The sequence below is a fragment of the Streptomyces rishiriensis genome, assembly GCF_003112535.1.
GTDB lineage: Bacteria > Actinomycetota > Actinomycetes > Streptomycetales > Streptomycetaceae > Streptomyces > Streptomyces rishiriensis.
Genome location: NZ_BEWA01000012.1, coordinates 507104 through 531132, shown reverse-complemented (window position 1 = coordinate 531132; position 24029 = coordinate 507104). Strand labels below are relative to the sequence as shown.

20 protein-coding genes are annotated in these 24029 nt (G+C 71.6%); 17 read left to right on the top strand and 3 right to left on the bottom strand.

The window, feature by feature from the left end:
- The first annotated feature begins 1 nt into the window (after window position 1).
- The 7 genes from Sri02f_RS21740 (at window position 2) to Sri02f_RS21705 (ending at window position 7776) form a co-directional block, all read left to right on the top strand.
- Window positions 2-253 carry a DUF2283 domain-containing protein gene (locus Sri02f_RS21740; protein WP_109002980.1) on the top strand — a complete coding sequence of 84 codons (252 nt, stop codon included), beginning with the start codon at window positions 2-4 and terminating at the stop codon, window positions 251-253.
- Between the two features lie 240 nt (window positions 254-493).
- Entirely contained in the window at window positions 494-1015 is a 522-nt protein-coding gene (locus Sri02f_RS44130; protein ID WP_109002979.1) for an Imm26 family immunity protein, read from the top strand.
- A gap of 962 nt (window positions 1016-1977) precedes the next feature.
- Window positions 1978-2631, top strand: a complete 654-nt coding sequence (locus Sri02f_RS21725; RefSeq protein WP_109002978.1) for an RNA polymerase sigma factor — start codon at window positions 1978-1980, stop codon at window positions 2629-2631.
- Between the two features lie 123 nt (window positions 2632-2754).
- Window positions 2755-3753 (top strand): hypothetical protein, encoded by a 999-nt coding sequence (locus Sri02f_RS41305; RefSeq protein ID WP_159106760.1) that lies wholly within the window; start codon window positions 2755-2757, stop codon window positions 3751-3753.
- Window positions 3754-4046: 293 nt separating this feature from the next.
- Window positions 4047-4706 (top strand): RNA polymerase sigma factor, encoded by a 660-nt coding sequence (locus Sri02f_RS21715; RefSeq protein ID WP_109002977.1) that lies wholly within the window; start codon window positions 4047-4049, stop codon window positions 4704-4706.
- The gene (locus Sri02f_RS21710) at window positions 4706-5899 is read left to right on the top strand and encodes a hypothetical protein (RefSeq protein WP_109002976.1); all 1194 of its coding nucleotides are present in this window, start codon (window positions 4706-4708) and stop codon (window positions 5897-5899) included. Before Sri02f_RS21715 ends, Sri02f_RS21710 begins: the two co-directional genes overlap by 1 nt.
- Window positions 5900-6195: 296 nt before the next feature.
- Window positions 6196-7776: an acyl-CoA mutase large subunit family protein gene (locus tag Sri02f_RS21705; protein ID WP_109002975.1), complete on the top strand. Its 1581-nt coding sequence runs from the start codon at window positions 6196-6198 to the stop codon at window positions 7774-7776.
- Between the two features lie 77 nt (window positions 7777-7853).
- Here the strand turns inward: Sri02f_RS21705 and Sri02f_RS21700 are convergent, their stop codons facing one another.
- The 3 genes from Sri02f_RS21700 to Sri02f_RS21690 all read right to left on the bottom strand — a co-directional run bounded on the left by Sri02f_RS21700 (window position 7854) and on the right by Sri02f_RS21690 (window position 11589).
- Complete coding sequence (locus Sri02f_RS21700) at window positions 7854-9017, bottom strand: acyltransferase family protein (RefSeq protein WP_109002974.1); 1164 nt, start codon at window positions 9015-9017, stop codon at window positions 7854-7856.
- A gap of 131 nt (window positions 9018-9148) precedes the next feature.
- Entirely contained in the window at window positions 9149-10603 is a 1455-nt protein-coding gene (locus Sri02f_RS21695; RefSeq protein WP_109002973.1) for a polysialyltransferase family glycosyltransferase, read from the bottom strand.
- Window positions 10603-11589 (bottom strand): glycosyltransferase family 2 protein, encoded by a 987-nt coding sequence (locus Sri02f_RS21690; protein WP_109002972.1) that lies wholly within the window; start codon window positions 11587-11589, stop codon window positions 10603-10605. Before Sri02f_RS21690 ends, Sri02f_RS21695 begins: the two co-directional genes overlap by 1 nt.
- 198 nt (window positions 11590-11787) lie before the next feature.
- On the opposite strand from Sri02f_RS21690, the gene Sri02f_RS21685 reads away from it, so the two are divergent.
- The 10 genes from Sri02f_RS21685 (at window position 11788) to Sri02f_RS21640 (ending at window position 23952) form a co-directional block, all read left to right on the top strand.
- The gene (locus Sri02f_RS21685; protein WP_109002971.1) at window positions 11788-13113 is read left to right on the top strand and encodes a DUF6716 putative glycosyltransferase; all 1326 of its coding nucleotides are present in this window, start codon (window positions 11788-11790) and stop codon (window positions 13111-13113) included.
- 71 nt (window positions 13114-13184) lie between these two features.
- Window positions 13185-14402: an acylneuraminate cytidylyltransferase gene (locus Sri02f_RS21680; RefSeq protein WP_109002970.1), complete on the top strand. Its 1218-nt coding sequence runs from the start codon at window positions 13185-13187 to the stop codon at window positions 14400-14402.
- Window positions 14403-14415: 13 nt separating this feature from the next.
- Window positions 14416-15378, top strand: coding sequence for an N-acetylneuraminate synthase family protein (locus tag Sri02f_RS21675; protein WP_109002969.1), 963 nt, complete (start codon window positions 14416-14418; stop codon window positions 15376-15378).
- Window positions 15379-15421: 43 nt separating this feature from the next.
- A complete protein-coding gene (locus tag Sri02f_RS21670; protein WP_109002968.1) occupies window positions 15422-16513 on the top strand; it encodes a hypothetical protein in 1092 nt (363 codons plus the stop codon).
- Window positions 16514-16849: 336 nt separating this feature from the next.
- A complete protein-coding gene (locus Sri02f_RS21665) occupies window positions 16850-18079 on the top strand; it encodes an amidohydrolase (protein ID WP_109002967.1) in 1230 nt (409 codons plus the stop codon).
- Between the two features lie 285 nt (window positions 18080-18364).
- Window positions 18365-19423: a BMP family lipoprotein gene (locus Sri02f_RS21660; protein WP_109002966.1), complete on the top strand. Its 1059-nt coding sequence runs from the start codon at window positions 18365-18367 to the stop codon at window positions 19421-19423.
- Window positions 19424-19623: 200 nt separating this feature from the next.
- The gene (locus Sri02f_RS21655; RefSeq protein ID WP_245970740.1) at window positions 19624-21150 is read left to right on the top strand and encodes an ABC transporter ATP-binding protein; all 1527 of its coding nucleotides are present in this window, start codon (window positions 19624-19626) and stop codon (window positions 21148-21150) included.
- Window positions 21147-22271, top strand: a complete 1125-nt coding sequence (locus tag Sri02f_RS21650) for an ABC transporter permease (protein WP_109002964.1) — start codon at window positions 21147-21149, stop codon at window positions 22269-22271. The genes Sri02f_RS21655 and Sri02f_RS21650 overlap by 4 nt, the downstream gene beginning before the upstream one ends.
- The gene (locus tag Sri02f_RS21645; RefSeq protein ID WP_109002963.1) at window positions 22271-23554 is read left to right on the top strand and encodes an ABC transporter permease; all 1284 of its coding nucleotides are present in this window, start codon (window positions 22271-22273) and stop codon (window positions 23552-23554) included. Before Sri02f_RS21650 ends, Sri02f_RS21645 begins: the two co-directional genes overlap by 1 nt.
- Window positions 23551-23952 (top strand): cytidine deaminase, encoded by a 402-nt coding sequence (locus Sri02f_RS21640; RefSeq protein ID WP_109002962.1) that lies wholly within the window; start codon window positions 23551-23553, stop codon window positions 23950-23952. Before Sri02f_RS21645 ends, Sri02f_RS21640 begins: the two co-directional genes overlap by 4 nt.
- Window positions 23953-24029 lie beyond the last annotated feature (77 nt).

The window sequence follows — 24029 nt, the reverse complement described above, 5'->3', positions numbered from 1 at the left end:
CATGGCTGATGTGAGAATCACCTACGATGCCGAGGCGGATGCAGCGTACCTGTATTTCACTGACCCTCGGGTCGATGCGAGAGTTGCGCGCATGTACCCGTGCGACCCGGTTCAGGTGGAGGGTATGATCAATCTGGATTTTGATGAGGCCAGTCATCTCGTTGGCATCGAAGTCCTTGCAGCCAAATCGAAGCTTCCTGAATATTTGCTTGAAATGGCGGAGCAGATTGGCCGGAGCGGCGAGCCAAGTTAGGCTCTATCGAATTACGCCTCTAGCATTCCGCGCATTATTCAAGCTGCTTCCATGAGGCTAAAATGAAATGCAAATAATGCTGTGGGGGTCCACCAAAATGATGCAGCAGGAGCCTCGCGGAACGGTTCTCCGACGAGGCTTCGCTGCGTCTGTTAGCGTAAAGAATCGAAATTATAACAAATGCATGGATACTGCGGGGCAATTCTTCGATAAATGGTTCCCTGATGTGCAAGGCGGGCGATGGTGAAGGCCCTTCCGTATAAGAGTGGTGACGTCTTCGCGGTTCCCCTCCGCGATTTTGGCCATGTCCTGGGGGTTGTGGCTCGAATGGATGGCCGGGGGGTGGTTCCCGGTTACTTCTTCGGTGGGCGCATTTCTTCGCTGGATGGCCTGGGTAAGTTGTATGAATTCGATCCCTCCTCTGCGATTCACGTGTGCCGTTTCGGTGACCGCGGATTGCTTCAAGGGCGGTGGGCGATCCTGGGGGAGTTGGATCCGTGGGACTCGCGTAATTGGCCAGTCCCCACTTTCCGCAGGAACGGAGAAATTCTCGTTTCATACGACGATTCGTCACTCGCCTTGGTGAAGGAAGAGCGAGTCGTGCCTCAGGTCTCGGATGACTATCCGAACGACGGGCTCGAAGGGGCAGGGTTCGTAGAGATCAAACTCACCCGCTTGGTTTCCGCACTTTCTCGGCCCGACGATCTAGGAGTGGCTGGATCAGCGAGCGAAGGCCTCGGGTGGTCGGCTGGTTTCGACTAGCCAGGCGCGGTTAAAACGCCGGTGGGCCTCGTTCTGGCGGGTCAACGTGTCGCCCTGGCTCTCGCTCGGACGTGCCAATGCTCAGCGGAGGGACTGCTACGCCACGTCTACGGCCTCGCGAACACGGCCTCGCAGTTCATTCCGGTCTAGGGCATTTGATCCGGCTGAAGGCTGAGCACCTGTCGAAAGAAAGGGATTTTCCGCCGGTGCGGTCATGGTCCTCGAAGGGGGGCGCCGCTGACGACGTGGACTGTTTCCGGCAGACGCTCCTCCGTCGCTTCGATCTGAAACGCACTTTTTCGCTTCGCGAAACTGCCCCTGGACAAGACCACCCCCAAACTCCGTACTCCCGAGGCCGCGGATTGCTGGACCTGGCTCCTGATCGTCGCCCGCACTCGGCTCCGACTGGCCCGGCCCTCACCGAGGGCCTTCGTCGGCCGTGGGAGAGGCCCACCGTCCTCGACAGGCTCACCCCAGCCCGAGTCCGCATGGGAGATGAACGCATCCGCGCTCACCGCGCCTGCCCGGCCCAGTGTTCCCGAACCCACAGGCACTGGACCCGGACGGCCACCCGGCACCAGGAACAAACGCCCGGCACTTCGCTACGACGTCGGCAAACCGTCAAAGGCCCCGAGACCCTCAAGGCCATCGGCAAGCCTGGAAGATGCTGGCGGATAAGGAACCTGCTCAACGCCGTGATGTGTTCGAAGGCCTCCCGGCACCGGTCCAGCCGCTGGCTGGAACCCGCGCCCTTGCGCGTGATCCGAGGTGTGCGGACGTCCCGCCGAGCCATGCCGGGCGGGGCGTCGTAGTTCCGCTGGGCCCGGTGTCGGGTCGGCGCGCGCTGTGACACTTCTGTGCGGGGCGGCGCTGATGAGCGTGGGGGCGCGGCCGCATCCGGACCCGGTGTCCGGCGGGGGAGCCGCGTGACCGCACCGGACACCGTACGAACGAGGAAAGTCTTGGGCCAGGGAGGGGAACCCCGGCGCGCGCACGCGTACGACGGGGAACTGGGGGCGGCCGTGGCGCGGGCCCAGGACGGGGACGAGGCCGCGTTCGCCGTGGCGTACCGGATCGTCCAGCCCGGACTGCTCGGCTATCTGCGCGGGATCGTCGGCGAGGAGGCGGAGGACGTGGCCTCCGACGCCTGGCTGGAGATAGCCCGGGATCTGGGACGCTTCCGCGGCGACGGAGCCGGGTTCCGGGGCTGGACGGCGACCATCGCCCGGCACCGTGCCCTGGACCACCTGCGCCGGCTGCGGGTGCGGCCGCGCTCGGCGGCGCTGGAGCAGGACGCCGTCCTCGACCTGCCCGGGCCGCACAGCACCCACGACCTGGCGCTGGAGTCCCTCTCCACCGCGCAGGCCCTGGAGCTGGTGCGCGGGCTGCCCCGGGACCAGGCGGAGGCCGTGCTGCTGCGGGTCGTCATCGGACTGGACGGGCCTGCCGCGGCCCGGGTGCTCGGCAAGCGTCCCGGCGCCGTGCGCACGGCCGCGCACCGCGGCCTGAAGCGGCTGGCCGGACAGCTGGACGCCGAGCGCGAGACGGCCGCGCACGACCGCGGCGGCGAGGGTGTGACGGATGGCGTCCCGCGGACGCTGGGGGAGTCGACGTGAACGGTGACGCCCACGGGCCGTATCGATCACTGAGGGACCGGCGTGCGAGCGGTGGAGGCGTGGTGGGGTCGGCGGCCGGACGAGCGGTCGGAACGGACGTTCGGGACAGAGGCGGAAACGGACATGGGTGAACGGCTGAACGACGGCGCGGGCCAGGGCCGTCGGCGCGCGCGCCCTGACGACGCCGTCGCCGACCCCTCGGGGCTCGAGGCGCTGCTCGCCCGTGCCCTGCGCGCACCCAGCGACCGTCCGCAGGAAGGCAGTGAGGGCAGTGAGGGCGAGCAGCGGGCCGTCGCCGCATTCCGGGCCGCCCGGGATGCGGGGGGCGCGAGGGCGCGCCGCGTCCGTACCCGGCGTCGTGACGACTGGCGGCCCCTGGCCCGGCGGCACACCGCCCGCTCGCTGCGGGTCACGCTCTGCGCGCTGATCGCCGGACTGGCGCTCGGCGGGGCCGCGTTCGCCGCGATCGGCTCCGGCACGGGCGGCGGCGACGGCATCGGCGTGGGCGACGGCGGCGTGGGGCGTCCTCGGCAGTCGGCCGGGACGACCACGGGTCCGTCCGGGACGCTCTCCGCCGTCCCGTCCGTCACGGGCGACGCCGACCGGGACCGTCCCGCGAAGGCCGGAAGCGCCGAGGACGCCGCGGCCCGCTGCCGCGCCTACGAGAAGGCCCGGGGGCGCGGCGACGACCTGGGCTCCACGGCCTGGCAGCGGCTCGTGACGGCGGCGGGCGGCGAGAGCAACGTCGAGGCGTACTGCGCGGCGTCCGGACTGCGGACGACCACCGCCGGGGGCGACGAGACCGGCAAGGACGGCGGCTCCCCCAAGGCCGGCGCGACGGGCCACGCCGACAAGGACGACAAGGACGGCAAGGGCAACAAGGACAACAAGGACGGCAAGGACGGCAAGGACGGCAAGGACGGCAAGGACGGCGAGTCCGGCGGGACGGCCGAGGGCAGTGAGACGGCCGAGGGCAGTGGGGCGGCCGAGGGCGGCGGGGCCGTCCGGTCCGGTGGGTCCGCGGGGCCCGGCGAGTCCGCGGAGCCCGGGAATCCGTCGGCGAAGACGAAGACGAAGACGAAGGCGCAACGGCAGGACGCGGGGGGCGGAAACGGCGGGTGAGCCGTGGCAGCCAAGGCAACGGCCGAGGCCGCCACCCCCCACAGGAGAGGCCCCGGCCGTCGCGCGGCACGGGCCGCGCGGCGGCCCGTACTCCCTACAGCGCCGTGAGTGCGTTTTGTGTCACACCCCGAGCACGTCCACCGCGTCACGAGTTAGTTGCATGTTCTACGGACATGGACGCGCGGCTGTTTCAGGTCGTAACGTGCCTTTCGCGCCGGACGGCCAAGCGGCAGACCACCGCACACGACCTGCGGTCCTCAGAAACCGCGCACCATCGACCGAGGAACCACGACGTGGGGGACGACGCGGAGCTGACAGCCGCGGTGCTCGCGGCACAGAACGGGGACGAGAGCGCGTTCCGGACTGTGTACCGCGCGGTGCACCCGCGGCTGCTCGGGTACGTGCGCACGCTGGTCGGCGATCTCGACGCCGAGGACGTGACCTCCGAGGCCTGGCTGCAGGTCGCCCGGGACCTGGAGCGGTTCACCGGGGACGCGGACCGCTTCCGCGGCTGGGCCGCCCGGATCGCCCGCAACCGCGCGCTGGACCACGTACGCATGCGCGGCAGACGCCCGGCGACGGTCGCCGACGACACCGAGCTGACCGGCCGGGCCGCCGCGTCCGACACCGCGGGCGAGGCCATGGAGGCCCTGGCCACCGGCCGCACCCTCGGCCTCATCGCCCGGCTGCCGCAGGACCAGGCCGAGGCCGTCGTACTGCGCGTGGTGATGGGCCTGGACGCCAAGACGGCCGCCGAGACGCTCGGCAAACGACCCGGCGCGGTCCGTACGGCCGCGCACCGCGGCCTGAAGAAGCTCGCCGAACTGCTCCGCCAGGATCCGGAGTCGACCGGGGCGCTCGACGCGCTGCCGCCTCAACGGGGGCCCCGCGCACGGGCGGTGACGCCCGCGGGTGTGACGCATGTGCGCACGCGGACGCAGAAGGACATGTGATGGCCGACAAGCAGGACAGGTGGCTCGACCGAGAAACGGCGGAGCGTCTGCTGCGCGGTGAGTCACCCGACAACGCTGTCGACGGCCCGGCCCGCGAAGAGGCCGAACGGCTCGTCCGGACCCTGGATGCGTTGTCCGCGTTGTCCGCGTTGTCGGCGCAGGCCGCCGAGCCCCTGCGCGACGACGAGGAGCTCCCCGGCGAGGCCGCGGCCCTGGCCGCCTTCCGCAAGGCGCACGCGGACCGCACCGATCCCGCGTTCCGCGCCGCTCGCACCGCCGCGGCGGCCCGGGACGCTCACGCCGGCCGCACCGGGCAGCCCCCGCGCGCCGAGGTGTTCGCCGTCGACGCCGGGCTGGTGCGCATCGGCGCTCGGGCGCCGGAGGCCGGCCGGCCCTCCCGCTGGAGCCGCTCCGCGCGTCTGGGACTGGCGGCGGCGCTGGCCGTCGGAATGGCCGGCGGGGTCGCGGTCGCGAGCGGGGCGGGCCTCCTGCCGACCCCGTTCGGCCGTACGGAACCGGGCCGCCCCGCGGCCTCCGTCTCCGCCCCGGCGTCCCCCGGCCCGGCGCTCGTCCCGCCGTCCCCGGACGCCTCGGGTGCGCTCGGCGGCGGGACGGCCCCGGCGACGCCGGAGGGCGACGGCAAGGGCGCCGGGGGCGGCACGAAGGACGACGGCGCCTCGGCGTCCCCGGGTTCCCGCGGCGCATGGCCGCCCGGCGTGATCGCGTCCTGCCGTGAGCTGAGCGCCGGCAGGAGCCCGGACGCCAAGCACCGACGCGCCCTGGAGCACCGGGCGGGCGGCCCGAAGCGGGTGCCGTCGTACTGCGCGGGCGTGCTCGACGGCGTCGGCGCGAACTCCCGCGGCGACGCCCGCGGCACGGGGAAGGACGCCTCCGGCCGGGACGCCGGAAAGGGCCGGGGCAACGGCGGAAGCCAGGGCGGGGCGAGCGGCCACGGCGGCTCGGAGGGCAAGCCCGGCCGAGGCGACGACGGCGACGACGACCGGCACGACGGCGACGACCGCCACGGCGGCAACGGCGGCCACGGCGGCAACGGCGGCCACGGACATCAGGGCGCCTCCCACGGCGGGAACGGCGGGAACGGCGGAAGCGGCGGAAACGGTGGTGACAGCGCCGACGGCGGAGGCCGGGGTGGCCGCGGCCACCATGACGGCCGCCGTCACCACGGCCACTGACCTGCGGTTCTGCCACTCTTCGAAATTTTTCGACGAAGGGTGTGACGTTTTCAGCGTGTGGAACGCAGTAACAAGTGAGCCGACTGGTCATCGGCCCTTGCACTGAGCCGGGGTTCCCCCCGTACCTTCGGCTCGTGCGCCTGGCGCGGGCGGGACACGTTCCCCCGGTCCCGCCCGCGCCCCTGACATCCCCCGGACCCACCCCGCGCCCTCCCGGCGTTGTGACGACCGGCGCCTGCGGCCATCCTGAGAGGAAGGGCCCGGAGCGGACGGACCAGCGGGGAGGCATCGCAGCCATGGCGCGTGAGTCGGAGTCCGGACTGCCCATCGAGCCGGTCTACGGGCCGCAGGACCTGGCCGGCTGGGATCCCGCCGGGAAACTGGGCGAGCCGGGCGGTTACCCCTTCACCCGGGGCGTGTACCCGTCGATGTACACCGGCCGTCCCTGGACGATGCGCCAGTACGCGGGCTTCGGCACCGCGGTGGAGTCCAACGCCCGCTACCGGCAGCTGATCGCCCACGGCACCACGGGCCTGTCCGTGGCCTTCGACCTGCCCACCCAGATGGGCCACGACTCCGACGCCCCGATCGCGCACGGCGAGGTCGGCAAGGTCGGCGTGGCGGTCGACTCGGTCGACGACATGCGGGTGCTGTTCGGCGGGATCCCGCTGGACAAGGTCTCGACGTCGATGACGATCAACGCGCCCGCGGCGCTGCTCCTGTTGATGTACCAGCTGGTCGGCGAGGAACAGGGCGTGCCGGCGGCGCGGCTCACGGGCACGATCCAGAACGACGTGCTGAAGGAGTACATCGCGCGCGGCACGTACATCTTCCCGCCGAAGCCCTCGCTGCGGCTGATCGCCGACGTCTTCAGGTACTGCAGGGCCGAGATCCCGAAGTGGAACACCATCTCGATCTCCGGCTACCACATGGCGGAGGCGGGCGCCTCGCCCGCGCAGGAGATCGCCTTCACCCTCGCCGACGGCATCGAGTACGTGCGTACGGCGGTGTCGGCGGGGATGGACGTGGACGACTTCGCGCCCCGCCTCTCCTTCTTCTTCGTGGCCCGCACGACGATCCTCGAAGAGGTCGCGAAGTTCCGCGCCGCGCGCCGGATCTGGGCCCGGGTGATGAAGGAGGAGTTCGGCGCGCGGAACCCCAAGTCGCTGATGCTGCGCTTCCACACGCAGACGGCCGGCGTCCAGCTCACCGCCCAGCAGCCCGAGGTGAACCTGGTGCGGGTCGCCGTCCAGGGGCTGGCCGCGGTCCTGGGCGGCACGCAGTCGCTGCACACCAACTCCTTCGACGAGGCGATCGCGCTGCCCACGGACAAGAGCGCGCGCCTCGCCCTGCGCACCCAGCAGGTGCTGGCCCACGAGACGGACGTGACGGCGACCGTCGACCCCTTCGCGGGCTCCTATGCCGTCGAGAGGATGACGGACGACGTCGAGGCGGCGGCCGTGGGCCTCATGCGGAGGGTCGAGGACCTGGGCGGCGCGGTGGCGGCCATCGAGCACGGCTTCCAGAAGAGCGAGATCGAGCACAACGCCTACCGCATCGCCCAGGAGACCGACTCCGGCGAGCGGGTCGTGGTGGGCGTCAACCGCTTCCGGCTCGACGCCGAGGAGCCCTACGAGCCGCTCCGCGTCGACCCGGCCATCGAGGCCCGGCAGGCGCAACGGCTCGTAAGGCTGCGGGCCGAGCGCGACCGGAGGGCGGTGGACGCGGCCCTGGACGCCCTGAGGAAGGCGGCGGAGGGCGAGGACAACGTCCTGTACCCGATGAAGGACGCGCTGCGGGCCCGGGCGACGGTGGGCGAGGTGTGCAACGCCCTCCGGGGCGTCTGGGGGACGTACGTGCCGTCGGACACGTTCTGACCCGGTCGATTCCCCCGGAAACCGACCTGGACGATTCCCCCGGAAACGACGCTCCTCCCCGAAGGGCGGCACGATCGTCAGGCCCGCGACAGCGCGCGTTTCAGGCGGGGCGCCAGCGGCCTCTCCACGAGGCGGTCGAGCAGCAGGGCCAGCAGCAGCATCGAGACGAGGGTCAGGGCGAAGGTCGCCGCGGACGGCACGTGCAGACCGCGGTGCAGGAAGCGGATGGCCACCCAGCCGAGATGCTCGTGGACCAGGTAGAACGGGTACGTCAGCGTGCCCGCGACGGTGAGCCACCGCCAGTTCACCCGGTTCAGGCGGCCCAGTGCGATCGCCCCGACCGCCACGAAGCCGAAGGCGACCACCAAGACGATGCCGAGGCTCGTGCGGTGGGCGAAGGCGTGCGGGTCCGAGGCGTTCGACAGCTGGCGCACCGCGTAGTGCTGGCCGATCAGGAAGCCGGCCGCGACGATCCCCCAGGCGTAGGCGTCGCGTCGGTCGCGGTGGACGAGGTAGAGGCCGACCCCGCCGACGAAGAACGGCGCGTACGCGGGCATCAGGACCACGTCGAGCAGCGGCTGGTGCGCCGCCTGCGCGATCGCGGCGGCCATCGTCCAGCCCGCGCAGAACACCACGACCCGGCGGCGGTTCGCGCCCGGCAGGACGACGCACAGCGCGAACAGGGCGTAGAAGCGGATCTCCGCCCACAGCGTCCAGCAGACACCGAGCACCCGGTCGACGCCCAGCGGCTGCTGGAGCAGGGTCAGATTGACCAGCGCGTCACTCGGGGAGACGGCCTCGAAGACGACCGGCGGCAGCGCGAAGACCGCCGTCACCAGCAGGACGGCCGCCCAGTACGCGGGCATCAGCCGGGACACGCGGGAGGCCACGAACGACCTGAGCGGCCGGCCCCAGCCGCTCATGCAGATCACGAACCCGCTGATCACGAAGAAGACCTGGACGCCGAGGCAGCCGTAGGCGGCGAATCCGTGCAACGTGGGGAACTGCAGTCCCGGCGAGGTCCCCCACGCGCGCGAGACCTCGCCGTCGCGGCCCGCGTAGTGGTAGACCGCCACCATCAGCGCGGCGATCAGCCGCAGCCCGTCCAGGGCGCGCAGCCGGCCCTCGGGACCGCCCGGGCCGGCCGGTCCGCCCCGCCCGCCGGGTCCGTCCGGCTCGTGGACCGGCGCCGGCGCGATGGGCGGCGCCTTCGACGTGCTGCTCACGACCGTCTCGGTCATGCTCGTACCCCTCGCAGTGGCCCAGGGGGCCTCTCGTGTGCTCGGTCCGCGACGCCCCGGTTGCTCGATACGACCGTTCACCCGGAGCGCGGAATCGGGAGGGAACGCCCGGTGAACGTCCCGCGTCGATGTCATTTCCGCCGGCGGACGGCCCTGCGCAGCGCCCTCGCCCGCCGGACCACCCGACGCGCGGCGGCATGGCGCGGAAGGAAGGCCAGCCGCTGCGGGATGCCGCCCGGCAGTCCGAGCGCGGTGAGCCGCCGGCGTCTGAAGTACCGCCAGGTGCGCGGACCGAGACGGGTGCGCAGATACCGCTCGGCGACCGGCCGCAGCCCGGGGTGGATCTGGGGCTGCATCACGAAGCCCACCGCCGCGAGCAGTTCGGCCACGTCCCCCGCCCCGACGGGCCGTTCGCCCCCGCCGGCCCCGAGGTTCTCCCGGACCTTCGGGTCCGCCGGGCTCTCGGGGCCCGCCGGGCTCTCCGGGCCCTCCAGGTCCTCCAGGTCCGGCAGCAGCGCGTCGGCCAGCACGAGGGGCACCCGGTTGCTGTTCTGGTAGGGGACGAGCCGCTCCAGCAGCGACTCGGTGCCGACGCGGGCCACGGGCAGCCCGTAGAAGGAGGACGCGGTGAACAGGGCCGTCGAGAAGCAGCCGACGACCAGCGCGGGCCGCGCCCTGTCGAACAGCACCTCGGCGAGCACCGGCGTCCCGAGGACCGTCAGCGTGACGCCCAGCTGCTCGGCCTCGGCCTCCAGGGCGCGGCTGTACCGGGCCGGCGCCGTCGGATGCGGGGTGAAGACGACCGTGCGGTGACCGCGCGCGACCGCCCCGCGCAGCATGCGCACATGCAGCTCCTCCTCCTGCTGCGGGGTGAGGATCTCCAGCGCCGAGAGGTACTGGCCGAGCAGCAGCGCGCAGTCCTGCGGCAGCGACGGCACCTCCGGCACGGCGTCGGCGACCTCTCCCAGCACCTTCAGGAAGGCGGTGGCGGGCACGGTCTGCGCGGGCGCCCCGAACTCGGTGAGCAGCAGCGGCGTCAGACCCGGCACCAGGTCCAGGTGGAGCACCCGCCGTACCCGGGTGCCGAGCAGCGGGTCGAGCTTGTCGCGGGTGGGGCCGTAGCTCATCAGGCCGTCCGCGTAGACGTCGACGGGCGCGCCGGGGAAGAGCTGGGCGATGGCCTGGGCCGGGTTGACCTGGATGGACTCCAGGACGATCGTCACCCGGTCGTCGCCCAGGCCCCACAGCAGCCGCAGGTACCGCTCCAGGAGGGGCACGTCGTCGGGGCGCGGCGACCAGGCGCCCGGGTGGAAGGGGCTGATGGCCTCGTTCCAGGAGCGGACCTCGTCGAAGCGGTCCCGCAGCGGGGCGAAGCCCGGCATCTCGTCGAGGGCGGGGGAGGTCTCGGGCGTCGTCGCGTTGTTGCACACCAGCAGCAGCCGGCGGTCCGCGGGGGCGAAGGCGTCCGCGTCGAGGGCGGCGGCGAGGGTGGCGGCGCCGTAGAGGGTGGAGGCGCAGAAGATCTGGGTGGCGCCGGCGGTCGCGCGGGTCGTGGGGCGGTGCGGGGCGGGGGGCGTGGGGGGCATCAGGCGGCCGCCTTCGCGGAGGTGATCTGCCGGCGCAGTCGCCGCAGCTTGGCGGAGCGGCGCAGGTCCATGCGGTCGAGCACGTCGGTGAGCAGTTCCTGGGGCATACGCCGTATGGCGGCGGCGCTCTGCGTGCGCAGCTGTCTGGCGACGGCGGGCTCGAACTTGTCGACGTCCGCGAGGTGGTGGGCGATGATCGCGCAGTAGGTGCGCACCGCCTTGGGCAGCAGCTGGTCGGCGTCCCGGTCCCGCGCGGTCTCCTCGACGACCTGGTCGAAGGCCCGGATGAAGTCCAGCTGCCGGGCGTCGCCGATCCGGGTCAGGGACGAGGCGACCCCCCGGCGGTAGAAGACGCCGTGCAGGTTCACCACCGCGAACGACTCCGCCTCCCGGTGCAGTTTCCAGATCCACGGCCGGTCCTCGGCGGTGCGCAGCCCGTCGGTGAAGTGCAGCAGGCCGCGATCGAGGAGGCGGCGGTGGTAGACGCCGGCCCAGGCGAAGGCGTAGTCGACGGACGTGGAGCGGTCGGCGGGCAGGATCGCCCGGCGCGGGTCGAGGACCTCCCCGCGCAGCCCGTGCGGGTGCCGGACCACCGTGCGGACGCGGCCGGTGGCCTGGACGTGGTCCGTGCGCACGAAGTCGCAGCCCAACTCGTCGATCGCCGCGACGAGTTCGCCCAGATATCCGCGCGCGAGCCAGTCGTCGCCGTCCAGGAACGTCAGGTATTCGCCCTGCGCCGCGTCGAGTCCGGTATTGCGCGCGGTGGCGAGACCGCCGTTATTCTCATGGCGGACATGACGCACCTGGGCGATCTTCGAAAGGCCCTCGACCGCCTGTTCGAGAATCTCCGGAGTCTCGTCCGTGGAATGGTCGTCCACCAGCACGAATTCGAATTCCCGACTGGCGTTCATATGAAGACTTCTGAGAGTGTCGGGCGCGTACGGGCGGACGTTGTAGAACGGCACGATCACAGAGAGCTTGGGCACAAGGGAAAGCCTAGGAGCGCCGCCGGCGGCGGAACTTATCGACGAGGGGACGCGGGGTGAACTGAATGTGGCGGATTCGTGCATCCCGTGTTCTTCAGGGGCGCAGGCGGGCCGGTTCGGATTTCGGTGTCGCGTTGTTAACTTCTTGTTGATCGGGGATTGGGTAAATCCCGTGTTTTGATTTCTACCGTCTTCGGTGTGCCAGCAAGTACTGCGAACCCCCCACGGATTGCCGTCCTCGCGGACTCCGACACCCGATGGAAATGGGGTGCGCTGACCGCGACGCGGACAGCGCCCTCGCCCCCCGTCCTGGACGGCTTCCTGCTGCGCGGCCGGGCCACCCCGACCCCCCGTCAGCTGGCCGAGGTCGGCGTGCACGCCGACTCCCTGCGCGAGGTCACCGCCGTCGAGTTCCTGCGCGTCATGGCGGGCACGCCGTACGACGTCCTCGTCCTCGCGCTCGTCGGCGGCAGCGTCCAGGCCGTGCTGCACGGTCTGAAGCGGGTCGTGGAGGATGGCGGCAGGCGTCCCGTCGTCGTCACCGGCTACGTCGGCGTCGTCTACGAGAAGCTCGCCGACGGACTGCTGCTGCGGCACGGCGCCGATCTCGTCCTCGCCAACTCCCGTCAGGACGCGGAGCGTTTCCGCGCCGTGTACGCGGGGGTCGGCGCCGACGCCTCGGCGGTGACCGAAGTGGCCCTGCCGTTCCTGGGCGGTGCGCCGTACACCGGCCGGCACGACCCGTTCACCGTGGTGTTCGCCGCGCAGCCCTCGGTGCCCGAGAACCGCGCGGACCGCGCCTACCTGCTGGACCGGCTGGTGCGGCACGCGCGTCTGCACCCCGAGCGCGACGTACTGCTGAAGCTCCGCTCCAAGCCCGGGGAGCACACCACCCACATCGAGGAACTGCCCTACCAGAAGCTGGCGCGCAGGCTCGACCTGCCGCCCAACCTCCGCCTGGTGTACGGGCACATGGGCGAGGTCCTGGACCGCGCCGACCTGCTCGTCACGGTCAGCTCGACGGCCGCCCTGGAGTCCCTGCACCGCAGGGTCCCCACCGTGGTCCTCACCGATCTCGGGGTGCGCGAGGCGCTCGGCAACCACCACTTCGTCGGCTCCGGCTGCCTGGCCTCCTGGGACCAGCTCGACGCCGGCCACCGCCCCGACCCCGACGAGGACTGGGTGGCCCGCCAGGGAGTCGCCGCCGGGGGCCCCTCCTCCGGAACGGGCTCCTACGACGACGCCTTCGTCCCGGCCCGCGAACGCATCGCCGAACTGCTCGACAGCTCCGCCGGTCTGCCGCCCCTGGCCCCCTACTACACGCCCGTCACCGCGCCCGGCTACCTGCCCGGCATCCTCGCCCGCCACCACCTCGGCCCCGACGGCAGCCCCCTTCCCGGCGCCCCGGCCGCGGCCGAGGACCCCGGCCCGGTCCGCCGGACCGTCCGCAGAGCGGCCCGCGGCGCCTACCGGCACGGCGTCCAGCGCGTGGCCCCGGTGATCCGCCGCTTGGGGGAGCTGTGACCACCCCCGCCGCCTCCCGGGCCGCTTCCTCCGTCCCGACCTCCCCCGTGACCTCTCCAGGAGAAGTGCCCATGCCCGACTCAGCATCCGGCGTGCGCCGCGTCCTCGCCGTGATCCCCGCGCGCGGGGGCTCCAAGGGCGTGCCCGCGAAGAACCTCGCGCCGGTGGGCGGCGTCCCGCTGGTCGCCCGCGCGGTCCGCGAGTGCCGGGCCGGCCGGCTCGTCACGGACGTGGTCGTGTCCACCGACGACCACGCCATCGCCGCGGCGGCCCGCGAGGCGGGCGCCGAGGTCGTCCTGCGTCCGGCCGCCATCGCCGGGGACACGGCGACCTCGGAGGCCGCCGTCCTGCACGCCCTGGACGCCCATGAGGCCCTGCACGGCTCCCCGGTGGACGTCGTCCTGCTCGTCCAGTGCACCAGCCCCTTCCTCACCCGCGAGGACGTCGACGGCGTCGCCGGCGCCGTCGTCGAACAGGGCGCCGACACCGCCGTCACGGTGGCCCCCTTCCACGGCTTCGTCTGGCGCCGCTCCGACGAGGCGGGCGAAGGCGGCTTCGGCGTCAACCACGACCGGTCCTTCCGCCCGCGCCGCCAGGACCGCCCCCAGGACTTCCTGGAGACCGGCGCCGCCTACGCGATGGACGCGGCCGGCTTCCGCAGACACGGGCACCGCTTCTTCGGCCGCACCGAACTCGTGCGCACCGACCCCGCCCGCGTCCTGGAGATCGACGATCCGCACGACCTCGCCCGCGCCCGCGCGCTCGCCCCGCTCCTCGACGCCGACCTCCCCGGCTCCCTGCCCACCGCCGACGACGTCGACGCCGTCGTGCTCGACTTCGACGGCACCCAGACCGACGACCGGGTGCTGATCGACTCCGACGGACGCGAGTTCGTCTCCGTCCACCGCGGCGACGGCCTCGGCATCGCCGCCCTGCGCCGGTCCGGGCTGCGGATGCTGATCCTGTCCACCGAGCGCAACCCCGTCGTCGCCGCCCGCGCCCGCAAGCTCGACCTCCCGGTCCTGCACGGCGTCGACCGCAAGGACCTCGCGCTCAAGCAGTGGTGCGAGGAACAGGGCGTCGCGCCGGAGCGCGTGCTCTACGTCGGCAACGACGTCAACGACCTTCCCTGCTTCGCGCTCGTCGGCTGGCCGGTGGCGGTCGCGAGCGCCCACGACGTCGTACGCGGCGCCGCCCGCGCGGTCACCGCCCTGCCCGGCGGCGACGGCGCGATCCGGGAGATCGCCGGCTGGATCCTCGGCCCCTCCCTCGACACCCTCCCCCAGTAAGGAACGTTCCGCCATGAGCACCAGCGACAACGCCGCCACCCGCATCAACGCCCGCCTGCGCCTCCTGGGCACCCGCCCCGTCGGCCCCGGACACCCCGTCTACGTCACCGGCGAGATCGGCATCAACCACAACGGCGACCTCGACAACGCCCTCCGGCTGATCGACGCGGCCGCCGAGGCCGGCTGCGACGCCGTCAAGTTCCAGAAGCGCACGCCCGAGATCTGCACCCCGCGCGACCAGTGGGACATCGAGCGCGACACGCCCTGGGGCCGGATGACGTACATCGACTACCGCCACCGCGTCGAGTTCGGCGAGGACGAGTACCGCCGGATCGACGCGTACTGCAAGGAGAAGGGCATCGCCTGGTTCGCGTCGCCGTGGGACACCGAGGCGGTCGCCTTCCTGGAGGAGTTCGACGTGCCCGCGCACAAGGTGGCGTCCGCGTCCCTGACCGACGACGTACTGCTGCGCGCCCTGCGCGACACCGGCAGGACGATCGTCCTGTCCACCGGCATGTCGACCCCGCGGCAGATCCGCCACGCGGTCGAGGTCCTCGGCTCGGACAACATCCTCCTGTGCCACGCCACCTCGACCTACCCGGCCAGGGCCGAGGAGCTCAACCTCCGTGTGATCAACACGCTGGAGCGGGAGTACCCCAACGTCCCGATCGGCTACTCGGGCCACGAGACCGGGCTGCAGACCTCGCTGGCCGCCGTCGCCCTCGGCGCCGTCTTCGTCGAGCGCCACATCACCCTCGACCGCGCGATGTGGGGCTCCGACCAGGCGGCCTCCGTGGAGCCGGGCGGCCTGACCCGCCTCGTCCGCGACATCCGCACCATCGAGGCGTCCCTCGGCGACGGCGTGAAGAAGGTCTACGACTCCGAGCTCGGCCCGATGCGCAAGCTGCGCCGCGTCCCGGGCGTCGTCGCGGAGGCGGAGATCGCGGCGGCGGCGGGCGAGCCGCTCGCGGTGTGACCTGCGTGCCCCTCCGAGTGCCCCACGGGATGGTCGTACGACGATGAGTCCTCGCGCCGGGAAGAACACCGGCCCCACCCCCCACACCCTCGCCTTCGTGGAGAGCCCGGTGCAGCTCCTGAACGTCCTGGAGTGGGCGCACTCGCGCCGGCTCCACGGGCGGCGGGAGCCCGGCGCGGGGCTCACCCTCGTCGTCCTGTCCCCGAACGACCCGATGACCCGCGGCCAGCTGCGCCGTATGGCCGAGCTGGCCCGCCGGGAAGGGCACACCGTCCGCTGGGAGGAGGCCCGCGACGGCGCCACGGCCCCCTTCCGCACCGTCGGCAGCCTCAGCGGGCTGCTGCGGCGCGCGGAACGGATGGTGATGGGCGACCCGTTCTCCCGCTACGTCCAACTGCTGCTGACCCTCACCCGGGCGAGCGAGCTCGTCGTGGTGGACGACGGCACGGCGACCATGGAGTTCGTCGGCCAGCTGGCCCGCGGGGAACGGCTGGTGCGCTGGCACCGCAAGGGCGGCCGGACGAGCCCCCGCGACCTGCTCTTCGCCCCGGTCTCCGGCGCGGCCCGCCGCCGCCTCACGCCCGGCCCGGAGCGCAGCGTCGAGGTGTTCTCCGCGATGCCGATAACGGACGCCCCGGACGGCGTCGCCGTCACGGCCAACCGCTTCGTCTGGACCCGGGACCGCTTCGGCCCGCCGCGCGTGACCAAGGGCGCGGACATGGTGGGCACCTCGCTGGTCGAGACCGGGGTGGTGGACGCCGACCGCTACGCGGACGCCGTGCGGACCCTGGCCGGGGCCCACGGCGTCACCCGCTACTTCGCCCACCGCCGCGAGAGCGCCGAGAAACTGCACCGGCTCGCCGTCGAGACGGGACTGCAGGTCGTGCGCCCCGACCTCCCGCTGGAACTGATCGCCCGCCGGGGCCCCATAGGCGGCACGGTCCTCAGCTTCCCGTCCACGGTCGTCCACACCCTGCCCCTGGCCCTGACCGGGACGGACGTCCGCGTCACGGTCTGCGACATCGACCCGGCCTGGCTGACCGCCGGCGCCTCACCGCGGGCACAGGGCTTCCTGGCGGGGGTGGCGGGAACCGCCCGCGCCGCGCACGGACTGGCGGCGGCGAACCCGGCCTGACCCCGCACCCGCGCGGTGGATCCCGTCCGCGGTCGGCCGGACCGGTCACGACGCCCCGCCCCGTCGCTCCGCGTGGCGGGACCGCTGCGCGCAGGCGATGATTCCGGGATCGATCCCGGAACGTGGACAGGCACGGCGTGTCATGAGCTGTCCGTGGTATCCGTGAAAGGAAGGAAGAAGTGTGGGAGCCGAACCGAAATCGGCGGAGTTTACCCACCCCCCACAGCAGCCATGCGCCGCGCGGCCGACTTTTCTTCGCCTGACGGGTTGAAGTTTTGTTGATCGTAGGTCGGTCGACCGCTTCGGCGTCCTACCCTTCAGAGGGTGAAGCAACTGATGTCCCGAGAGTCCGAGGCCGATCCTTCAGGGGAAGACGCCCTCCCCGGCGTCCTGCCGGAGGCGCTGCGCGCAGAGCTCGTGGCCTTCCGCCGCGACCTGCACATGCATCCTGAGCTGGGCAACCAGGAGTTCCGTACGACGGCCGCGATCAAGGCCCGCCTGGAGAAGGCGGGGCTCGAACCACGCGTACTCGCCGTCGGGACCGGCCTCATCTGCGACATCGGGACCGTGGGCGCGGCCGGCGGCGCCGCCGTCCTGGCCATGCGCGCCGACATCGACGCGCTGCCCATCCCGGACACCAAGACCGAGTGCGCGTACCGGTCCACCGTCCCCGACCGCGCGCACGCCTGCGGCCACGACGTGCACACCACCGTCGTCCTCGGCGCCGGGCTGGTCCTGGCCGAGCTGCACCGCCAGGGCCGGCTGCCGCGCCCCGTACGGCTGATCTTCCAGCCCGCCGAGGAGGTGCTGCCCGGCGGCGCCGCCGACGTCATCGAGGACGGCGCGCTGGACGGCGTCGGCCGGATCATCGCCGTGCACTGCGACCCGCGGGTCGACGCGGGCCGGATCGGTCTGCGCGAGGGCGCGATCACCTCCGCCTGCGACCGGCTGGAGATCTCCCTGGACGGGCCCGGCGGCCACACCGCCCGCCCGCACCTCACCACCGACCTGGTCACGGCCGCCGCCCGGGTGGTCACCGACGTGCCCGCGCTGGTCGGACGCCGGGTCGACACCCGGGCCGGGCTCGCGGTCACGTGGGGCCGCATCGAGAGCGGCCACGCGCCCAACGTGATCCCGCAGCACGCCGAGCTGTCCGGCACCGTCCGCTGCCTGGACATCGACGCGTGGCGGCAGGCCCCGGACATCGTCGTCGCGGCCATCGACGAGGTCGCCAACCTGCACCGCGCCAAGTCCGAGATCAACTACGTGCGCGGCGTCCCCCCGGTCGTCAACGACGCCGACGTCACCGGCCTGCTGCGCGACGCCATGGTCGCCCGGCGCGGCGAGACGGCCGTCGAAGGCACCGAGCAGAGCCTGGGCGGCGAGGACTTCTCCTGGTACCTGGAGCGGGTGCCGGGCGCGATGGCCCGCCTCGGGGTCCGCACGCCCGGCGAGCGCACCGTGCGCGACCTGCACCAGGGCGACTTCGACGCGGACGAGTCGGCGATCACCGCCGGCGTGGAGCTCTTCACGGCGGCGGCCCTGCTGGACGCGGCGAACAGGTGAGCGGACGGCGGCGGGGCGGCCGGAGCGCCGTTCCGCCGTCCGGCGCAACACTGTTGTAAGCCATTCGTCCCCGGTTCGAAATCAACGGCGCGAAGCTGTAAGGAACCGAGTTCAGACGGTGTTCGCCTCGAATCGATAACGGCGTCGCGAGGGGTGTTTTTCTGACATCTACGCGCGTTACGATGCCGCGAAGCCGACGCCGCCAGGGCGTCGTGGCTCGAGCACCGGCATGGTGCTTACATCAAGCGCCGACGAGGCGCTCAGGTCAGGTGAAGGAGCCTTCCCGTGCGCCGGGTAGCCAAGCTTTCTGCTGCGTGTATCGCGACCGCAGCTCTCGCAGTGACTGCCACAGCATGTGGCAGCACCTCCTCCGACAGCACCAGCTCGTCGTCCGCCTCCGCGGGCAGCGGCTCGGGCGTCAAGATCGGTCTCGCCTTCGACGTCGGCGGCCGTGGTGACCGTTCCTTCAACGACTCCGCCGCGCGCGGCGCCGACAAGGCCAAGTCCGAGTTCGGCGGCTCGATCAAGGAGCTGACCGCCAAGACCTCCGACACCGAGGCCGACCGCGAGCAGCGTCTGACCGACCTGGCGCAGGCGGGTTACAACCCGGTCGTGGGCGTCGGCTTCTCCTACGCCGCCTCGATGACCAAGGTCGCCGCGAAGTTCCCGAAGACCAGCTTCGGCATCGTCGACTCGGTGGTGGACGTCAAGAACGTCGACAGCATCACCTTCACCGAGGAGCAGGGTTCCTACCTGGCCGGCGTCGCCGCGGCGCTGAAGACCAAGAAGAACCACGTCGGCTTCATCGGCGGCGTCGACGTCCCGCTGATCAAGAAGTTCGAGGCCGGCTACGTCCAGGGCGTCCACGACACGAACCCGAAGGTCAAGGTCGACACGCAGTACCTGAGCCACGGCTCGGACTTCTCCGGCTTCGCCAGCCCCGACAAGGGCAAGGCGGCCGCGTCGGGCATGCTGGACAACGGCGCCGACGTGATCTACTCGGCGGCCGGCTCCTCCGGCAACGGCGCGATCGAGGCCGTCAACGGCGTCAAGGGCGCCTGGGCCATCGGCGTGGACTCCGACCAGTACAACATCCCGGGTCTGGCCAAGTACAAGGCGTCGATCCTGACCTCGATGGTCAAGAACGTCGACGTCGGTGTCTACGACTTCATCAAGTCCGTGCACGAGGGCAAGCCGCTGACGGGCGTCAACAACTACTCGCTCGCCAAGAACGGCGTCTCGCTGGCCACCAGCGGTGGCTTCATCGACGACATCAAGACCCAGCTGGACGCGGCCAAGCAGAAGATCGTCGACGGTTCCGTGAAGGTCAAGACCACCCCGTGACCTGACGGTTCCCGCCGTACCCCGGCTCGACGAGGGGGTGTATGAGAACCCCCTCGTCGAGCCATAACAATGTGTCAACTCTACGCGTGTAGCATTGAGTTGCCGCGCTAGCGTCGCCGACGCCTGCCCTCCCCTACGCAGCCCCTTTCCCCCGAGGAGAGTGCGCCATCAACGCGTCCAGCCCTCCCGCTGCCGTCGAACTGCGCGGCATCACCAAGCGATTCCCCGGCGTCGTCGCCAACCGCGACATCGACATCACGGTTCGCACGGGCACCGTCCACGCCCTGTGCGGTGAGAACGGTGCCGGCAAGTCCACCCTGATGAAGATCCTCTACGGCATGCAGCAGCCGGACGAGGGCACCATCACGGTGAACGGCGACCAGGTCACCTTCGGCAACCCCGCCGACGCCATCGCCCGCGGCATCGGCATGGTGCACCAGCACTTCATGCTCGCCGACAACCTCACCGTCCTGGAGAACGTCGTCCTGGGCGCCGAGAAGCTCCACGGCATCGGCGCCAAGGCGCGCACGAAGATCAGGGAGATCTCCGACGCGTACGGGCTGAACGTCCGGCCCGACGTCCTCCTCGAGGAGCTGGGCGTCGCCGACCGCCAGCGCGTGGAGATCCTCAAGGTCCTCTACCGGGGCGCCAAGACCCTCATCCTCGACGAGCCCACCGCCGTCCTGGTGCCGCAGGAGGTCGACGCCCTCTTCGCCAACCTGCGCGAGCTGAAGGCCGAGGGCCTCACCGTCATCTTCATCTCCCACAAGCTGGGCGAGGTGCTGTCCGTCGCCGACGAGATCACCGTCATCCGGCGCGGCACCACCGTCGGCACGGTCGAGCCGAAGGGCACCACCCCCAAGCAACTCGCCGAGCTGATGGTCGGCAGCGAACTGCCCACGCCGGAGACGCAGGAGTCCACGGTCACCGACGTCCCGCTGCTGAAGCTGGACGGGCTGCACCTGACCCAGACCGACCTCGACGGCGTCGAGCGGATCATCCTCGACGCGATCTCCTTCACCATCCACAAGGGCGAGGTCCTCGGCATCGCCGGCGTGGAGGGCAACGGGCAGTCCGAGCTGGTCGAGGCGATCATGGGCATGCGCCACCCGGACACCGGTGTCGTCACCCTCGACGGCGTCGACATCTCCCACATCCCCACCCGCAGCCGCCGCGAGGCCGGCGTCGGGTACATCCCCGAGGACCGGCACCGCCACGGCCTGCTCCTCGAGGCGCCGCTGTGGGAGAACCGCATCCTCGGCCATGTCACCGAGAAGCCCAACTCCCGCGGCCAGCTGCTCGACATCAAGGCCGCCCGGACCGACACCGAGCGCATCGTCGAGGCCTACGACGTCCGCACGCCCGGCATCGACGTGACCGCCGCCTCGCTGTCCGGCGGCAACCAGCAGAAGCTGATCGTCGGCCGCGAGATGAGCCACGCGCCCAAGCTGCTCATCGCAGCCCACCCGACCCGTGGCGTGGACGTCGGCGCACAGGCCGCCATCTGGGACCACATCCGCGAGGCCCGCCGCGAGGGCCTGGCCGTGCTGCTGATCTCCGCCGACCTGGACGAGCTCATCGGGCTCTCCGACACCCTGCGGGTGATGTACCGCGGCCGTCTGGTCGCCGACGCCGACCCGGCCACGATCACCCCCGAGGAGCTGGGCTCCGCCATGACGGGTGCGGCGACCGGCCACCTGGAGCACACAGAGGACGACGCGCGATGAAGAAGCTGACCCAACGCATCGACAAGGAGCGGCTGCTCCTCGGCCTCGCGGCACCGCTGCTGGCGATCGTCGCCGCACTCGTCGTCACCGCCCTGGTCATCCTCGCCACTGGCAAGAACCCGGGCGACGCCTTCAGCGACATGGTGACCTACGGCTCCGCCAGCGACAGCCAGGTCTACATCCTGAACAAGGCGACCACGTACTACCTGGCGGGCGTCTCGGTGGCCATCGGCTTCCGCATGAACCTGTTCAACATCGGCGTCGACGGCCAGTACCGGATGGCCGCCTTCTTCGCCGCGGTCCTCGGCGGCGCGCTGACCCTCCCCGGCTGGATCGCGATCCCGCTGATCATCCTGTGCGCCATGGCGACCGGCGCCCTGTGGGCCGCCATCGCGGGCATCCTCAAGGTGACCCGCGGCGTCAGCGAGGTCATCTCGACGATCATGCTGAACTCGATCGCCACCGCGATCATCGCCTACCTGCTGCAGCCGGGTAAGCTCGCCGAACTCCAGAGCGGCGGCACCATCGTCTCCACCGAGCCGCTGCCCCACTCGTCGTACTTCTTCAGCATCGACACCGGCCCGGCCGGCGTGCTGTGGGGCTTCATCGTCATCGCCGTGCTCGTCGGCATCGCCTACTGGTTCGTACTCGGCCGCACCCGGTTCGGCTTCGACCTGCGCGCCGTCGGCCAGTCCGAGAGCGCCGCCACCGCCAGCGGTGTGTCGGTCAAGAAGATGGTCGCCACCAGCATGGTCATCTCGGGTGCGGTGGCCGGTCTGATCGGCATGCCGACCCTGCTCAACGACAGCCACCAGTTCAGCAACGACTTCCCGTCGGGCATCGGCTTCACCGGCATCGCCATCGCCCTGCTCGGCCGCAACAACCCGGTCGGCATCGCCCTCGGCGCGCTGCTCTGGGGCTTCCTGGAGCGCACCACCAATCACCTCGAGTTCCAGGGCTACGACAAGGAGATCCTCGGCGTCATCCAGGGCGTCATCGTCCTGTGCGTCGTCATCGCCTACGAAGTCGTCCGCCGCTACGGCCTCAAGCGCCAGCAGCAGCGGGTCGGCGCCGAGCTCGCCGCCCAGGCCGCCGCGACCAAGAAGCAGGAGGTGGCGTGATGACTGCCACGATGACCGACACGCCGCCCCCCGCGGCGCCCAAGGCGGACACGGACGCCCGGTCGGGCCGCTCGGTCGGCCAGATCCTGATGATCGTCGCGGGCGCGCTGCTGCTCGTCGCCGCGGTCCGCGTCATCACCGGCTCCAACCAGCTCACCTCCGAGGGCCAGGTCTCCGCCGCGCTCGGCCTCGCCGTGCCCATCGGACTCGCCGGTCTGGCAGGCCTGTGGTCCGAGCGGTCCGGCGTGGTCAACATCGGCCTCGAAGGCATGATGATCCTCGGCACCTTCGGCGCCGGCTGGATCGGCTGGCAGTCCAACCCCTGGCTGGGCCTGCTGTGCGGCGTCGGCTTCGGCGTCCTCGGCGGTCTGGTGCACGCCGTCGCGACCATCACCTTCGGCGTCGACCACATCGTCTCCGGTGTCGCCGTCAACCTGCTCGCGCTCGGCATCACCCAGTACCTGGCCAAGATCTTCTTCTCGGAGGGCAAGCCGGCCGAGGCCGGCGGCAACCCCAAGCAGTCCCCGCCGGTGGACTCGCTGCCCGACATCAGCGTGCCCGGCCTCTCGAGCGGACTGCAGTCCGTCGAGAACCACCACTGGTTCCTGGTCTCCGACATCGCGGGCATCCTCGGCGGCCTGGTCACGAACCTGTCCGTGGTGACGCTCTTCGCCGTCCTGCTGTTCGTGGGCAGCTGGTGGCTGCTGTGGCGCACCTCGTTCGGCCTGCGACTGCGCTCCTGCGGCGAGAACCCGATCGCCGCGGAGTCCCTGGGTGTCAACGTGTACAAGTACAAGTACGCGGCCGTGGCCGTCTCCGGCGGCCTCGCCGGACTCGGCGGCGCGTTTCTCGCCCTGGTCACCTCCCACACCTACCTGGAGGGCCAGACCGGCGGCCGCGGATACATCGGCCTCGCGGCCATGATCTTCGGTAACTGGCGGCCGGGCGGCCTGGCCATGGGCGCGGGCCTGTTCGGCTACTCCGACGCGCTGCAGCTGCGCAACGGCGGCGAGACCGTCCACGCGCTGCTGCTCCTGCTGGTCGTGCTCCTCGCCGGACTGGCCGGCTGGAAGCTGTACCGCAAGGCGCACTGGCAGGGCGGGACCTGCCTCATCGTGGCCGCGCTCGTCCTGGCCTGGTACCTCTTCACCGACGAGGTGCCCAGCGACTTCGTGGGCGCCACCCCGTACGTCGTCACGCTGCTGGTGCTGTCGCTGTCCGCACAGCGGCTGCGCATGCCCAAGGCCGACGGCATGCGGTACCGGAAGGGGCAGGGCAAGTGACCCCGACGTCCGGCGTCGACTGGGCGGCGCTGCGCGAGCTGGCCCGGGAGGCCATGTCCCACGCGTACGCCCCCTACTCGGGCTACCCCGTCGGGGTCGCCGCCCTGGTCGACGACGGCCGCACGGTCTCCGGCTGCAACGTCGAGAACGCCTCCTACGGGCTCGGCCTGTGCGCCGAGTGCGGGCTGGTCTCGGAGCTGCAGCGGACCGGCGGCGGCCGGCTGACGCACTTCACGTGCGTCGACGGCCGGGGCGAGATCCTCGTCCCGTGCGGCCGCTGCAGGCAGCTGCTCCACGAGTTCGGCGGCCCCGACCTCCTCCTGGAGACCCCGGCGGGCATCCTGCCGCTGTCCGAGATGCTGCCCCAGGCCTTCGGCCCGGACCATCTCACCAAGTAATTCCCGTGCGGCCCCTCCGAGTTGCTCCGGCGACTCGCCCCGAGGGGCCGTGCGGCTTCTGGAACCCTCGGAAGGAA